General features: G+C 63.9%; 13 protein-coding genes and 1 pseudogene. 5 read left to right on the top strand and 9 right to left on the bottom strand.

All coding sequences use genetic code 11. The features are described from left to right. Positions 1-9: 9 nt before the first annotated feature. The 3 genes from JMY24_RS04950 to JMY24_RS04940 form a co-directional block, all read right to left on the bottom strand. Positions 10-1,071 (bottom strand): ABC transporter ATP-binding protein, encoded by a 1,062-nt coding sequence (locus JMY24_RS04950; RefSeq protein WP_128596981.1) that lies wholly within the window; start codon positions 1,069-1,071, stop codon positions 10-12. A gap of 10 nt (positions 1,072-1,081) precedes the next feature. After that, on the bottom strand, positions 1,082-2,143 hold the full coding sequence (locus JMY24_RS04945) for an ABC transporter substrate-binding protein (RefSeq protein WP_128596982.1): 1,062 nt from the start codon (positions 2,141-2,143) through the stop codon (positions 1,082-1,084). Between the two features lie 145 nt (positions 2,144-2,288). Beyond that, positions 2,289-3,050 (bottom strand): enoyl-CoA hydratase/isomerase family protein, encoded by a 762-nt coding sequence (locus JMY24_RS04940; RefSeq protein ID WP_128596983.1) that lies wholly within the window; start codon positions 3,048-3,050, stop codon positions 2,289-2,291. Positions 3,051-4,049: 999 nt separating this feature from the next. On the opposite strand from JMY24_RS04940, the gene JMY24_RS04935 reads away from it, so the two are divergent. From JMY24_RS04935 to JMY24_RS04925, 3 genes are all read left to right on the top strand, one after another. Next, complete coding sequence (locus tag JMY24_RS04935; protein ID WP_128596984.1) at positions 4,050-4,817, top strand: glycosyltransferase family 2 protein; 768 nt, start codon at positions 4,050-4,052, stop codon at positions 4,815-4,817. Positions 4,818-4,920: 103 nt separating this feature from the next. Next, positions 4,921-5,328 (top strand): hypothetical protein, encoded by a 408-nt coding sequence (locus JMY24_RS04930; protein WP_128596985.1) that lies wholly within the window; start codon positions 4,921-4,923, stop codon positions 5,326-5,328. A gap of 91 nt (positions 5,329-5,419) precedes the next feature. After that, positions 5,420-6,046, top strand: a complete 627-nt coding sequence (locus JMY24_RS04925; RefSeq protein ID WP_128596986.1) for a dihydrofolate reductase family protein — start codon at positions 5,420-5,422, stop codon at positions 6,044-6,046. A 92-nt stretch (positions 6,047-6,138) separates the two neighbouring features. Here the strand turns inward: JMY24_RS04925 and JMY24_RS04920 are convergent. The 5 genes and pseudogenes from JMY24_RS04920 to JMY24_RS04900 all read right to left on the bottom strand — a co-directional run. Further along, positions 6,139-6,615 (bottom strand): annotated as a pseudogene (locus JMY24_RS04920) (substrate binding domain-containing protein); the annotation flags it as partial. A 37-nt stretch (positions 6,616-6,652) separates the two neighbouring features. Further along, positions 6,653-7,489 (bottom strand): DeoR/GlpR family DNA-binding transcription regulator, encoded by an 837-nt coding sequence (locus tag JMY24_RS04915; RefSeq protein ID WP_128596987.1) that lies wholly within the window; start codon positions 7,487-7,489, stop codon positions 6,653-6,655. A 65-nt stretch (positions 7,490-7,554) separates the two neighbouring features. Beyond that, complete coding sequence (pdxA, locus tag JMY24_RS04910) at positions 7,555-8,556, bottom strand: 4-hydroxythreonine-4-phosphate dehydrogenase PdxA (RefSeq protein ID WP_128596988.1); 1,002 nt, start codon at positions 8,554-8,556, stop codon at positions 7,555-7,557. Positions 8,557-8,618: 62 nt separating this feature from the next. Next, positions 8,619-9,953, bottom strand: a complete 1,335-nt coding sequence (locus tag JMY24_RS04905; RefSeq protein WP_201701463.1) for a four-carbon acid sugar kinase family protein — start codon at positions 9,951-9,953, stop codon at positions 8,619-8,621. Continuing rightward, positions 9,950-10,930: a 2-keto-3-deoxygluconate permease gene (locus JMY24_RS04900; RefSeq protein WP_128586367.1), complete on the bottom strand. Its 981-nt coding sequence runs from the start codon at positions 10,928-10,930 to the stop codon at positions 9,950-9,952. Before JMY24_RS04900 ends, JMY24_RS04905 begins: the two co-directional genes overlap by 4 nt. Before the next feature lie 270 nt (positions 10,931-11,200). On the opposite strand from JMY24_RS04900, the gene JMY24_RS04895 reads away from it, so the two are divergent. Further along, a complete protein-coding gene (locus tag JMY24_RS04895) occupies positions 11,201-12,058 on the top strand; it encodes an AraC family transcriptional regulator (protein WP_128595502.1) in 858 nt (285 codons plus the stop codon). A gap of 44 nt (positions 12,059-12,102) precedes the next feature. Beyond that, on the top strand, positions 12,103-12,510 hold the full coding sequence (locus JMY24_RS04890; RefSeq protein WP_128595503.1) for a DUF2000 family protein: 408 nt from the start codon (positions 12,103-12,105) through the stop codon (positions 12,508-12,510). A gap of 38 nt (positions 12,511-12,548) precedes the next feature. On the opposite strand, the gene JMY24_RS04885 is transcribed toward JMY24_RS04890, so the two are convergent. Beyond that, positions 12,549-14,198, bottom strand: a complete 1,650-nt coding sequence (locus tag JMY24_RS04885; protein ID WP_128595504.1) for a methyl-accepting chemotaxis protein — start codon at positions 14,196-14,198, stop codon at positions 12,549-12,551. Between the last annotated feature and the right edge of the window lie 109 nt (positions 14,199-14,307).

Below are 14,307 nucleotides of genomic sequence, written 5' to 3'. Positions count from 1 at the left end.
GTGGTCCTCTCAGGCGTGCAAAAGCGTCGTGCGATACGGGTCCCACACGAGGCCGACCTTGTCGCCGATGCGCGGCGAGAGACTGCGCTCGCAGCGCACGGTGAGTTCGCTGCCGTCGTTCATCGCGAGTTGCACGCGCGTATCGCTGCCGAAGAACACGATGTCCGCAATCGTGCCGTCGACAAAGCCGCGTTCCGGTTCGACAAGGCGCGGCGCCTCCGGGCGGACCAGCAGCGTGTGGCGCGCGCCGGATGCAACGGATGCGTTCATCGGCAGAGGAATGCGGCCGCCCGCCGCGAGCAGAATCGCCTCGCCGCTCGCGCCACGTGCGTCGTCTAGCGCTCCTTCGAGCAGATTCGAATGGCCGATGAAGCCGGCCGCAAAGCGCGTCGCGGGACGGTCGTACAGATCGGTGGGCGTGCCCACCTGCTCGATGCGCGCCTGATTCATCAGGCAGATGCGGTCGGACAGCGTGAGGGCTTCGTCCTGATCGTGCGTGACATACACGAAGGTTGCGCCGAGTTCCTTATGCAACCGGCGAATCTCCGACTGCATATGCTCGCGCAGTTTCTTGTCGAGCGCGCCGAGTGGCTCGTCGAGCAGAATTACCGAAGGCCGGTACGCAAAACAACGAGCAAGAGCAATGCGCTGTTGTTGCCCGCCCGACAACTCCTTCGGAAAACGCTTGGCATATTCGGTCATGCGCACCATCGCGAGCGCGTCGTCGACGGCCCCGCGCACTTCTTCGCGCGACTTGCGTCGCATGCGCAATCCGTATGCGACGTTGTCCCACACGCTCATGTGCGGAAAGAGCGCGTAGCTCTGGAACACCATGCCGATGCCTCGCTTGCCGGGCTCGACATGCGTGACGTCGCGCCCGTCGATCTCGATACGGCCCGCGCTCGGCGCGACGAGGCCCGAGATCATCTGCAACAGCGTGGTCTTGCCCGAGCCCGAGGGACCGAGCAGCGTCAGGAATTCGCCGGCTTGTACGGCGAGGTCCGTCGGTTCCAGCGCGACCGCATCGCCGTAGCGCTTTGCAATGCCGATCGCCTCGAGCTTCGAACTCATGGTGCCGTCCTTACGAAATGATCCACGAATTGAACCGCTCAGTGACTTTCTGACGGTTCGCTTCCCACCATTGCGGACTCGGCAGCCGCATATCGCGAATGTTGTCAGGAGCCGTGGGCAACAACGTCGAGCGGTCTTTGGGGATCGTCTCGAACGCTTTCTTGTTGGTGGGACCGTAGGCAAGCGTGCGCGTGAGCAGCGCCTGACGCTTCGCATCCGCGCAAAAACGCACGAACTGCTTTGCCGCGTCCGCGCGCGGCGTGCCCTTGGGAATGCCCCAGCCTTCGATCGAATAAAGGCCCTGGTTCCATACGATCGTGACCGGCGCGCCGCCGTCCTTCGCGGCCTGCGCGCGGCCGTTCCACGCCGAGATCATGTCGACGTCGCCGCTCTGGATCGCCTGCATGGCTTGCGCGCCCGAGGTCCACCAGATGTTGACGTGCGGCTTGATCTTGTCGAGGCTTTTGAACGCGCGGTCCACGTCGAGCGGATAGAGCTTGTCGAGCGGCACGCCGTCGGCGAGCAGCGCCTGTTCGAGCGTGTCGAGCGGACTGCGCCGCAGGCAGCGGCGGCCGGGGAATTTCTTCACGTCCCAGAAGTCCGCCCACGATTTCGGGCCGTTGCCCTTGAACTTGTCCGCGCGATACGCGAGCACGGTCGAATACACGTCTACACCGAGCCAGTTCGGCGTGATCGCTTCGGGCATGATGTCCGGATAGTCGCTCGCCTTCAGGCCGATAGGTTCAAGCAGGCCTTTCGATTCGAGGTAAGGAATATCCGCCGACAGCGTGAGCGTGGTGACGTCCCACACATAGTTCTTCGTCTGCACCATCGCCGCGAATTGCGCGACGGGCTGCGATTCACGCGCCACGCTCACGACCTTGATACCGGTCGCTTTCTCGAACGGATCGTAGAACGCTTCGCGATACGCGGTCGTATAGGGACCGCCCGGGTCCGACACCACGATCTGCTTCGATTGGGCTCGCGCGGCGAGCGGCATCGCGCTCGCCACGGCAAGCGCGCCCGCGCCGTGAAGAATGCGACGGCGCGTTGCATTGAAGTCTTGCGTCATTGTTCAGGTCTCCCGCACATGGGTTGAGATTGGAACGGCTCGACTTTGCCTCGGTTCTGGCGGCTTTGGGCCTGGCTTCGGGCCTCGCTTCGGCCTCGCGTCTGACCTCGCATCGGGCCTCGCATTCGGCCTCGCTCGCTGCCGGCTACTTTCCGCGCTTAAGGAAGAACTCTTCCATCATGCGAGCGGGTTCGCCCGAGTCGTACGCTTCGCGCTGAATGCGCTCGCCCGCTTCGATGCAGTCGACGAACCCCGGCTCCGTCATCTCGCGAAAGCGCTGCTTGTCCAGACGCATCGCGACGGGCGGCTTGGCGGCGAGTTCGGTGGCAATTTCCAGCGCCTTCCCGAACACCTTGTCCTCGTCGACCAGATGATGGATGAGGCCGATGCGATGACACTCGTCCGCGTCCATCAGACGGCCCGTCAGCGTGAGCTCGATGGTGCGCGACATGCCGAGCATCGAGTTCATGATCCAGGGACCAGTCGTGCTGGCAATGCCCGCGTTGATCTCCGGCTGACCCATGCGCACGCCTGCATGCCCGACGCGGATATCGCCGAGCAACGCCACCTGGAATGCCGAGCCAGCGGCCGTGCCGTTCAACGCCATGACGAGCGGCTTGGCGAGGCTGCGCAGCGCCGTGTAATAGCGCTGCCATTCCTTGACCCACGCCACCGCGCGTTCGCCGTCGAAATCATGTGCCTCCGACAGGTCCTGGCCTGCCGAGAACGCCCGGTTGCCCGCACCCGTCATGATGATCGCGGCGACGTCCGGGTCGTTGTTGAAGCGCTCCAACGCCTCGATGATCATTTCGCGCATCGGCGTGGTCCACGCGTTCAAACGCTCGGGACGATTGAGGGTAATGACCGCGACGCGGCCGTGATTCGAGAACAGCACGTCATTGTTCATGAGTTATCGCATCGCAATAGTTGATGGTGTAATGCAATATAGGCTCATCAAAATTATGGTGCAAGCGGGTTTACCAGAGAGATGGCAGGCGCGCTCCAGCCGCGCGGGACAGGTGCGGCGCGGCTCTCGTTCGACGTTTGCCGTGCAGTGAGTGTCGGGGCCCGGCCAGCGGGCGCTCAGGGAGTGTCGGGTGGCACGTGAGACGGGCGGCAAGGGATCTTGCGGCGATGCTCGGGGAGCTCCCTTTGTGGGTTCGAGCGTGCTTATTAGTTAGTTAGTCGATCTGACACGATCGTGTCGACGTCCGCTATCAAGCTTCGTTCTGTGAAGGAGGAGTTGAACCGCTGGGCTGGCGCCCAACGACGGCGGCATACGACAGCGCGCCGCCGCGACGCACGCGCAGAAGTTTTGCGCCGCTGGGGACGATCACGATAGATCGCGGAGCGAGGAAAGACAGAATCGACGCGCAGAAAAAAGCCGCAGACAAGCTGCGGCGAACAAACACACACGCCGAACGTTTGGGAACGCTGACGCCTCTCGAATCGTAGCCACGTTTGCGGGGCATGAACATCGGGTGTTTTGTATGAAAGCATGCCCTGATCGCGTCAGAAGCTTCTGGCACGTGCTTGTCGGCGCAACCGGCCCTTCGTCAAGTCGCGAAAAAACAACGCGAAGCGCACGACGGGATTGCCACACGCACGACAGGTGATGGAAGCGATCGCCGGGGACATCCGCACAACAATGTAAAATCACCCGCCGGCCGAACGCTAAAACCCGTACTCACGCAGTAACCCCGGTGCACGTGTATCGCTTTGTCAACGAGCAGCCGCCGCCCGAAGGGGCAGGACGGTTCCCCGCATGGCGTCTTCGGCTTCCTGTTCGTTAGCAGCACCGCGCACGATTGCGCGCCCGGCACAAATTGATTGTCACGATGACCAACGTGCTCGCGCCCGGATGGTAAAACGCCAGCCGGTCCAACCCATTACTTCAGGTTTCGATTTGACTCCACTATCCGTCTACGTTCTCACCTACAACAGCGAGCGTTATCTGGACAAGGTTCTGACGGCCGCGAAACGTGCCGCGGATGATCTACTGATCGTGGACAGCGGCAGCACCGACGCAACGCTGTCGATTGCGGCCAAACACGGCGCACGAGTCGTGCATCGGCCATTCGACAATTTTCGCGCGCAACGGCAGTTCGCCAACGGGCTCTGCTTGCACGAAACCGTGATGTTCTTCGATAGCGACGAAATTGCGAGCGACGCGCTAATCGACGAAGTACTCGCACTGAAAACCCGCGGCTTTGATCACGACGCGTATGCCGTCAGGCGGGACTGGGTGGTCATGGGTAAGGTCATTCACGCGCTGCTGCCGATCTCCTCGCCGGACTATCCGATCCGCATCTATCGGCGCGCCACGCTGCGTTTCACCGACCATAGCGTTCACGAAACCCTCACCGGTTACGACAACTGTGGGCGAATCGAGTCGCCGGTCGTGCATCGTACGTTCGAGACCGCGACGGAGATGAAAACCAAACTCGATCTGTACACGGACCTCGCCGCCACCGACCTGCTGGATAAAAGAGAGCCGGCTCGCGTGCTGTGGCTCAAAAGCTGGATCAGCCCATTGGGGGCCTTTCTGAAGTGGTACATCCGCAAAGGCAATGTCCGCGACGGCCGCATCGGTCTAACCCTCGCGCTTTACGCTTCCTCCTATACGCGCCGAAAGTACCGCAAAGCGCTCGTGCAACTCCAGGGAAATCGTTGAGGTGCTTTTTTCTCCCGGCGCGTGAGAGCAGAATGAAAACCCGCCGCCCAAACTGAGCCGTGCGATCTAGCCAGCATCGCATCCTACCGACCGGGAGTTTCCTATGATCGTATCGATGAATACGTATTTCGATGTTCCCGGCGGATTGCGCACGGGCACCGTCGGGCTGACACTGGCGCTCTTCGTCTCCAGCGCCGGCGCCGCGTCGGCCTGTCCAACAGTGATCACGACGCCGGCCGGCAGCGCGTTCGACATGGCCTCGCTCATTTCAGACAGCGGCTCGCCGCTGGCGGCGCTCGCGAAGCTGCGCTCCGTGTTGTCGAAGCTCGGTTGGGGAGCCCGTTGCAGCATGCTGCGAAACGTGGCCGCATGTGACGAAACGGTCGAGCTTGCGAAACGGGCGGTCGTCGCGCTCGAAGCCTGCGCAGGCCCGACGCCGCCCAAGACGGGCGCCGATAAGCCGGGCGAACAGAGCGGCGATAAAATCCAATCCGCGCGACTAGGTCAATGAAGCCGTAGGCTGCGGGGCCGCCTGTCGATCCACACGCTGCTCGTTCGTCGTATCTGCGGGACCGATCGGGTCCGTCGATCTGGAGAACGTTATGCGCAAGCTCACTGTTTGGGCTTTCATCAGCCTGGACGGCGTCATTCAATCAGCCGGCGGCCCGGGCGAAGATCCCAGCGGTCAATTCCGTTTCGGCGGCTGGATGGTGCCGTATGCTGACGAAGCCATCGGGCAACATCTGCAGGATCTGCTCTCGCAGCCCTTCGAATTGCTGTTGGGCCGCTGCACTTACGACATATTCGCCGCGTACTGGCCGCACGTGCCGGCCGATTCGCACAGCGGCGGCATCGCCGATCTGTTCAACAGCGTAGCGAGGCACGTGGCTACACATCGGCCGGACACCCTTGATTGGGAGCACAGCCATGCGCTGAAGGGCGGCCTGGGCGACGCGATACGCGCGCTCAAACGTCGGGACGGCGCCGATCTATTGACGTTCGGCAGCGGTGACATGGTGCGCCAACTGCTCGCAGAAGATCTGGTGGACGAACTGCGCCTTCTGATCTACCCCGTCATGCTCGGGCCCGGCAAGCGCCTGTTTGGGGACAACGCACGCGCGCGTGCCTTCACTCTGACGCACTCGGCCGCGACGCCAGGCGGTGTGCTGATCACCCGCTACGTCCGCAATGGTGAAGTGCGCACAGGATCGTTCGACGAAGACGCCTGACGATATGTGCGATATGTGTCACTGCAATGCGTGTTCGATCGGGAGGCTGTCTGAGGATCGTGCTCGTCGCGTTCTCTGTCGAAACAGCACAGCTAGCCACGTTTCTTCGCCGCGCGGTCCTGCTGCGGCTGCCTCGCGCGAAGCTCCGACGGATCGAGGAAGAAGCTCCGATTGCCGGCCACGCGCTCGACCATGAAGTCGATAAACGTCTTCACCCGCAGCGACTGTTCGGTGCGATGTCCGTAGTAGATATAAACCATGCCGTACTCAGTCACGTGCCGCGTCAGCAACGGTACGAGCCGGCCGCTTCTGATATGAGGCGTTGCGTTGAAACTACCCAACTGCCCGATACCAAGACCGGACAACACCGCCTGTGTTTCCATTTCCGTATCGTTCACGCAGATGGCGGCGGGCACATCGCGATAGACGATCTCATCGCCAATCTGGAACTGCCACTGAGCCAGCTTGCCCGTGTTTGCGCGCCGATACCCGGTGCAGCGATGTTGAGCAAGCTCGTCGATGGTCCGCGGCGCGCCGTTGCGCTCGATATATTCAGGCGATGCGCACACTTTGCCGCGCAACGCGCGCGGTCACCGCGGTCGTACTTCAGCCCGACGGAGCGACCGTACGTCGAGGCGCAGCTTCGCCAGGCGCCGCCGCAAGCGGCGAGCTATCGACATCCGCTGTCTCCACGACGACGCGTCCTAGCGCTCTGAACGGCGCAAGACGCGCCTCGTCGGCGACGTTCGATGTAATGAGTCGCCAGTCGCGTTCGAGCGGAGTCCAGTGTTGCTGTCGCGAGCGGCCGAGTTTGTCGGCGTCGGCGAGCACGATGACTTGCGCCGCGCGCCGGACGATGCAGTCTTTCAGATACGCCTGCTGCGCGCTCGCTTCGCAAAGTCCGAATTCGGCGACCACGCCATCGGCGCCGAGAAACGCCTTGTCGACGCTCAAACGGCTCAGCGAAAGTTCGGCGAGCGGCCCGAGCGTGCTCATGCTCGAATTGCGCAAATCGCCTCCGAGCAGCGTCAGATGCACGCCCGGTGCGTTCGCGAGCGTCATCACGGCAAGCAGATTATTGGTGACCACGTGAAGATCGACGCGCGAGCCGAGATGCCGCGCGAGTGCGGCGCAAGTCGTGCCGCCGTCGAGCAGTACCGTATCGCCGTCGTGCACATGCGCGGCAGCCGCGCGCGCGATGGCTTCTTTCTGTTCGCGCTGCGTCGCCTTGCGTTCCTCCAGCGACGCCTCCGGCTCATGCGAGCCGATCAGCGCGGTCGCGCCGCCATAGGTGCGCACGAGGCGGCGCTGGTTCGCGAGCGTCGTGAGATCGCGCCGGACCGTTGCCTCGGACACGCCGAGCGCGGCGCTCAGTTGTTCGACGTTGGCGTCGCCGGTCACAACGAGATCGAGAATCGCGCGATGGCGCTCGGACGCTTTCATGGCTGTCATCTGCAGTAAAGAGGCTGCCGATCTTACACCACGGCCGCCGCGCCACTTGCCCTGCTTCAGCCTCGCCGCGTGGCGAGTTCGGCGCCCTGGCGAAGTGCCTCGAGCAAGCTGCGCTCGTCGGCGATGCCCTTACCCGCAATGTCGAATGCGGTGCCGTGATCGACCGACGTGCGGATCACTTCGAGGCCCACGGTCACATTCACGCCGGCTTCGAGGCCGAGCACCTTCACCGGGCCGTGGCCCTGATCGTGATACATCGCGACCACCAGGTCGAAATCGCCGCGGCCCGCGCGGAAAAACAGCGTGTCGGCGGGCAGCGGCCCCGTCACGTCGAGCCCGCGTTCCTGCAGCACTTTCACGGCCGGCACGATCTTCTCTTCTTCCTCGCCGTAACCGAACAGGCCGTTTTCGCCGGCGTGCGGATTGATGCCGCACACGCCGATGCGCGGCTTCGCAATGCCGGCCTTCACCAGCGTCGCGTTGCCGCGCTCGATGGTGCGTTGCACGAGACCCGGCTCGATCTTGCGGATCGCGTCGATGATGCCGATATGCGTGGTCACGTGGATCACGCGCAGTTGCGGCGCAACCAGCATCATCGACACCTCGTCGACGCCCGTCAGGTAGGCGAGCATTTCCGTGTGGCCGGGAAACTTGTGGCCGCCCGCGTGCAGCGCTTCCTTGTTCAGCGGCGCAGTGCAGATCGCGTCGATCTGCTTCGCCTGGGCGAGTTGAACCGCGCGCGCGATGAACTGATAGGCGGCGTCGCCGGCGACTGCCGACAACTGGCCAAACGGCATGTCGGCGGGAATCAGGTCGAGGTCGATGCAGTCGATCATGCCCGGCTCGTAGCGCGCTTCGGCCGCTTCCTTGATGCGGCGGATTTTTGCGGTGCCGCCGACGATCTCGTTCGCGCGTTCGAGCCGGCGCGCGTCGCCGATCACGAGCGGACGGCACTGCTTGTAGACGATGTCGTGCGCAAGGCTCTTGACGATGATTTCCGGGCCGACGCCCGCTGCGTCGCCCATCGTGATGCCGATGACTGGGAGGTAGTTGCTCATGATGTTTTGCCTGGTCCTTGATGTCTGCCTGTCCTGCCCGCCTGATTGCGCCGATGCGGCGCTCAGGCTGGATCGTGTGAGCCGTGTGCGCCGTTCGAGCCGTTCGAGCCGTTCGAGCCGATGCCCGCGACCGCCGACGTTGCCGGCGTTTCGCGCAGATAGCGCCACGCCGCAAACAGCGCGTGATCGGTGCCGAAGGCGCCCGCCTTCGTGACGATACGCAGATGCGGCTGTGAGGCGCGCGCGTCGACCGGCTTGCCGACGGCCACGCCCGCTTCTATCTCCGCAATCAGTTCGACACTGCCGACGCCGACGGCACTCAGCATCGCGCGCGCGGTTTCACCGCCCGTCGCGATTAATCCGCCGAGCGCACCGAAGTGCGGCTCGACGAGCGCGGCAAGTGCCGTGGACAGCAGCGCGCCTTCGGCGGGATCGAACGCGTCGTCGCGGCCGATGCGCAGCAACAGATCCGCGCGCGTAGCGATCACCTCGCCAATGCGCGCCCGCCATGCGGGCCAGTCGGGGTGACGCTCTGCGTCGCGCAGCATCGCGGGCGGTACGGTCAGTTCCGCCATGCCGGCACGTTCGCGCAACATCGCGCACTGCCGGTCCGACACCGCCGAAAGACTGCCCACGAGAATCAGCACCGGCGCGTTTTCATCGCGCGGTTGCGACGCGCACTGGGTCTGTGCCGCCGCTCGGGCGTCGAACAGACCTGCGAGGCCCGCGATCTCGCGCGCGAGGCCGCCCGAGCCGACCCAGAACAGCGCCTCGCTCATCTGCGTCGTGACCTGAGCGAGCGTCAATAAATCCTGCCTTGTCTCTGCGTCCACCACCAGTGCCTGCTTGCCGCTCGCTGCCACCGCTGCGATCCGCGCGGCGAGCGTGTCGGCACCTTCGCGCAACGCGTCGACCTCGAGTTGCGCCGTCGAGAGGCCGGCTTCCGCGAGCATCGCGTGCAGGTCGGCGGCGCGGCCGGGATTGTCGAGCTTCCACGTGTCGGTGGATTCGAGCGGTTCGCCGTGCACGAAGACGCGACCGCCGCGCAAGGTGCGGCCGGTCGCGGGGAACGCAGGCGCGACGATCGCGAGGCCGGCTAGCGGCTGCAACGCGGCGACCTCGGCCGCCCAATTGCCGCGCAGCGTCGAGTCGATTTTCTTGTACAGACGCCGGCCGGGCGCGCGCAATGTCTGCCAGGCCGCCGCGCTACGTTGCGCGGCCTGGGCGGGCGTGAGACGGCGGGTGTCGGTGTCGGCGGCGATCACGTCGGCCGCCTGTGCGTCGAGCCCATGCGCCGGCACGTCGAGCGTCACGATGGTGCGGTGCCCGGCGCTCGCAAAGCCGATCGCGCAATCCGCGGCGCCGGACAGATCGTCGGCGATGATCAGTATGCTCATCGCGCCAGTTCCCTTGCCTCGCGGCGAACCTGCACGCGTTTCGCGACGGCGGCTGTGAGGATCGGAGAAAGGATCGCGGTCACCACCACGCACGCGGCCACGAGCAGTGTCGCGCTTTTAGCAGCCTCTGAGTAGACCGGGTTCGCCGCCGCGATCAGCGCCGGAACGGCGGCCGCATTACCCGCCGTATTCGCTGCCGCGACGCCCGCGACACCGGTGCCGCCCGTCAGACGATCGGCCAGATAAAGCGGAATGCCCGTGACGATCACAACCGCGATGCCGAGCCCGATGCCGAGTACGCCAGCCTGCCACACCTTGTGCAGATCGAGGCTCGCGCCGAGCGCCAGCGCGAAGAACGGAATCATCACCGGTACGGCTTTGCCGAGGAACGCGCGCATTTCGCGGTCCAGGTTACCCAGCAGCATGCCGAAAACCAGCGGCAGGACGCTGCCAACGAGCGTGGGCCACGGGAACGCCGACAGACCGGCGACGCCCAGCGTGACCATGGTCAGGAAGGGACCCGATTCGAGCGACATGATGGTGTAGGCGCCCACGTCTTCCGAGCGGCCATATTGGCCCATCAACGCCATGTAGAGCCCGCCGTTGGTGTCGTTCATTGCCGCAACGACGGCAAGCGTCGACAGGCCGGCGAAAAGTCCCGACGAAATCGGCTGTTCGCCGAGGAAATGCCCCATCACGACGCCCACAATGATCGCCGCACCAACCTTGGTGACGAACAGCGCGCCGCCCTTTTTCAGCAGATAAGGCGTGGCTTTAACGTCGATGCTCGCGCCCATGCAGACGTAGAACACCGCGAGAATCGGCAGCGCGCCGGTGAACAACGCGTTGGTGAACGAGCCGAAAAATTTCGGCATGCCCGGCAGGAAGGTCGCGACGAGCGCGCCTAGCAGCAACGGGACGATCATCATGCCGCCGGGTACGCGTTCAATGCCGCGCTTTATGTGTATTTGGGCCATACGAGTCTCCAGTCTGTTCCGATCTGATTGATTTGGTCACTAGTTTGATTGAAACAATCAGAATGCAGTGTACTTCTTCCAGGAAGCTTGCGCAAATCGATCATTTGTTTGATTGATGTGAGCAGACGGCGAGCCGCACGGCGCGCGCAGCACGCGGTTATGCTTTTCCGTGAACCGCCTGTGGCAGGCCTGCGCCGTCGGTGCGACACGTATAGCGGCCACGTACACTGCGGCCAGGAATAACGAGCAACCACGAGGAGCGAGTAAGCAATGACGAGCGCGGCGTTCTCCCCCGCAGGTTCTGACAACTGGCTAGAGGCGCGGCGCGATCCGGAGACGGGCATCGAGAGCCTGCGCGCGCACTTCAGCGGTCACGCGTACGATCCGCACGATCACGACGACATGCTGATCGGCTACACCGAACAAGGTGTGCAGCGCTTCCGGTGCCGCCGGTCGCTGCACACGAGCGTACCGGGCCGTGCGATCCTGATCGAACCGGGCGCGTTGCATGACGGCCATGCGCCGGAAGCGAGCGGCTTCACTTACGCGATGTTGTACCTGCCGCAAGCCTGGGTCGAACGCGCGACCCGCCGCCTGAACGTTCCCGGTCTCCAGCGGGTCGACGCGGCTTTTGCGCATACGCTCGTCGACGACAGCGGCCTCGTCGGCGCGATTCAGCAGGCGTTTCTCGCGATCTACGGCAATGAGGGACGGCTAGCGCGCGACCAGACGTTAGACCGCCTTCTCACACGGCTCGCGGGTCACCTATGCGATATGCCGATGGCGGACGGCGTGGCTATGTCGGCCATGATCGCCCGAGTCCGCGATTTCCTGCACGACCACATGGACGGCAACGTCGGGCTCGATGAATTGGCCAGTATTGCGGGGATAGACCGGTTCCGGCTCACGCGCCTGTTCCAGCAAGCGTTCGGCACGTCGCCGCACGCGTATCTGGTCCGCTTGCGCCTGCGCGCGGCGCGCAGACTGCTGGCAAACGGCCGCACGCCCGTGGAGGTTGCCGCAGAAGTCGGATTCGCGGATCAAAGCCATCTCGGCCGCTGGTTTCGCCGTGCGTACCGGATGACCCCAGCCGCCTATCGGCGCATGTGCACGAACGTTCCAGACTGATTGCTCCGGTTCGCCGATCATGAGCGCCTCACCGAGGAGCAATCATGTTCGATACGAAGGTAGCCCTGATCGTGCGCGACGATCTGGCAGTCTGGCAAAAACTCAATGTGGCCGCGTTTCTCGCGACGGGTGTCGCCGCCGCGATACCCGAAGCGTTGGGCGAGCCCTACGAAGATGCCGCGGGGCGCCGATATGGCCGCATGCTGGGTCAACCGATGCTGGTGTTCGCCACCGATCTTTCCGGGCTGCAAGCTGCGCATCGGCAAGCCCTCACGCGCGAACTCACGATAGTGCCGTATGTGCACGCGATGTTTTCAACCGGCCACGACGCGGCAAATCGCGAGGCTTTTCGTGCGCAGGATCTGGCGAATCTGGACCTCGTGGGTCTTGCGCTGCACGGGTCGAAAAAAGCCATCGACAAAACGGTGAAGGGGCTGAAGTTGCACTCGTGAGTCGGCACGAGCGCCGGGCGAGACGACGCTCGCCGCGCTCAGCCGATACGAAAAACCGCGACCTGCCGGCTCAGCTGCCGGGACTGTTCGTCGAGTAGTTGCGCGCACGCGCTCGCCTGCTCGACGAGTGCCGCGTTTTGCTGCGTGATCGAATCCATCATGGTCAGTGCGGCATCGACCTGCTCGATGCCCGTACGCTGCTCTTCGGCTGAGGTAGCCATTTCGCTCATCGCTTCCCGAAATCGTCCGGCTGCATCCAGTACGACCCGGATCGCCCGTTCGGCATGTGTGACGAGCGTCGAGCCGTCTGCGGCCGCACCCACGGAATCCGCCACCAGCACGCCGATTTCTTTCGCAGCCGTCGACGCATGTTGCGCGAGAGAACGTACCTCTGCGGCGACGACGGCAAAGCCTCGCCCGTGCACGCCTGCTCGCGCGGCTTCAACGGCTGCGTTCAATGCGAGGATGTTCGTCTGGAACGCGATGCCTTCGATAATCCCGGTGATGTCCGCGATCTTTCGCGAACTCGCGTCGATGCAGGCCATCGTGCTGCTCACCTCGTCGACGGCACTGTTGCCTTCGTTCGCGGCGGACGCCGCCTCGTGCGCGACGGCATACGCTTCTTGCGCGCGCATCGAGTTGCGCCGGACCGTCTCCGTCAGCCCGCTCATGCTCGCGGCTGTCTCTTCGAGCGATGCAGCCTGCTCTTCCGTACGCGAAGACAGATCGAGCGTACCGGCAGCAATCTCACCGGCGGCAGCCCCAATCGACTCGCAACTGTCGCGCACCGTCGTCACGGTTCGCGCGAGCCGCGCTTGCATCTGTTGAAGTCCGTCGAGCAGTTGCCCCATTTCATCGGCGCGATGCCGGGCAACCGGGCGGCTCAGATCTCCTGCCGCAATGGCATCGAAGTGCGCGAGCGCCTCGCGAAGCGGCGCAAAGATCGCGCGGCGCAGCGTTAGCCAACTGAACGCCGCCGCGGCGATGCCGAACACGAGCATCGCCGTCGATCCCGCAAAAAACAGCTTGAAGTAGCGTTCCGCCTGGTCGTAGCTGCGCTTTGCGTTGGCGTAGAGCGCGCGCTTGAGCGTGTCGTTCGCGCCGCTCATGTCATTGAACAGCTTGCTGAGCTGCGATGTACCGATCCGCTCTGCGGTGGACCGGTCACCCGCCTGGAGAGCGCCGATGAATGCCCGCATTGCGACACGCATTGCGTCGCGGCGCTGCCCGGCGGCGGCGATGAGCGCGTCTTCGCCCGCTTCGTGCGGCTCTGCCACGAAATTGCGCCACTCATCGTCCGACTGAGCAAAGAACTCGCCCGCGTGGCCAATCTGCTCCCGTGCATGGGCATTGTCCGCGCTCGCCATCGCACCGCCGAGCACGAGCCGGGTGCGGGCGATCAGCAGCTCCGCGTTGCCGATGTGGACCGCTGCCGTCAGCTTGTTCTCGTACGTATCGCGCGTCGCCTCGTTCGCGCGCCATGTGCCTGCGAGCCCAAGCACGCCGATGGCCGTCATCAGCGCGGCGAGCAAAGCCATGGTCAACGCAATGCGCTGCTGCAACGAGATGGCTTTGCGCCGCCCGACAGGTGCGCCCACGGCATCTACCGCGCTGAACGCATCGGCCTCGTTTATGAGTTCTGGATCAGGGGCCGGTGCAACGACATCGGCAGTGGAAATGGACAGCATGATGCAAACCTCTGCTTTGTGAATTCGCACGAATGTTGTCGTGCGGTGTCTTTCTCATTCGAATCTGACCTGACGAACGCCTGCTCGACGGCTCGCGCCGATGTGCCGC

The organism is Paraburkholderia kirstenboschensis, from assembly GCF_904848585.1.
GTDB classification, from domain to species: domain Bacteria; phylum Pseudomonadota; class Gammaproteobacteria; order Burkholderiales; family Burkholderiaceae; genus Paraburkholderia; species Paraburkholderia kirstenboschensis.
This window is presented reverse-complemented; position numbering and strand designations above follow the sequence as displayed.

Excerpts from the sequence above, each read along its gene's own strand:
- JMY24_RS04950 (WP_128596981.1), bottom strand. The coding sequence starts at position 1,071 with ATGAGTTCGAAGCTCGAGGCGATCGGCATTGCAAAGCGCTACGGCGAT.
- JMY24_RS04945 (WP_128596982.1), bottom strand. The coding sequence starts at position 2,143 with ATGACGCAAGACTTCAATGCAACGCGCCGTCGCATTCTTCACGGCGCG.
- JMY24_RS04940 (WP_128596983.1), bottom strand. The coding sequence starts at position 3,050 with ATGAACAATGACGTGCTGTTCTCGAATCACGGCCGCGTCGCGGTCATT.
- JMY24_RS04930 (WP_128596985.1), top strand. The coding sequence starts at position 4,921 with ATGATCGTATCGATGAATACGTATTTCGATGTTCCCGGCGGATTGCGC.
- JMY24_RS04925 (WP_128596986.1), top strand. The coding sequence starts at position 5,420 with ATGCGCAAGCTCACTGTTTGGGCTTTCATCAGCCTGGACGGCGTCATT.
- JMY24_RS04915 (WP_128596987.1), bottom strand. The coding sequence starts at position 7,489 with ATGAAAGCGTCCGAGCGCCATCGCGCGATTCTCGATCTCGTTGTGACC.
- pdxA (WP_128596988.1), bottom strand. The coding sequence starts at position 8,556 with ATGAGCAACTACCTCCCAGTCATCGGCATCACGATGGGCGACGCAGCG.
- JMY24_RS04905 (WP_201701463.1), bottom strand. The coding sequence starts at position 9,953 with ATGAGCATACTGATCATCGCCGACGATCTGTCCGGCGCCGCGGATTGC.
- JMY24_RS04900 (WP_128586367.1), bottom strand. The coding sequence starts at position 10,930 with ATGGCCCAAATACACATAAAGCGCGGCATTGAACGCGTACCCGGCGGC.
- JMY24_RS04895 (WP_128595502.1), top strand. The coding sequence starts at position 11,201 with ATGACGAGCGCGGCGTTCTCCCCCGCAGGTTCTGACAACTGGCTAGAG.
- JMY24_RS04890 (WP_128595503.1), top strand. The coding sequence starts at position 12,103 with ATGTTCGATACGAAGGTAGCCCTGATCGTGCGCGACGATCTGGCAGTC.
- JMY24_RS04885 (WP_128595504.1), bottom strand. The coding sequence starts at position 14,198 with ATGCTGTCCATTTCCACTGCCGATGTCGTTGCACCGGCCCCTGATCCA.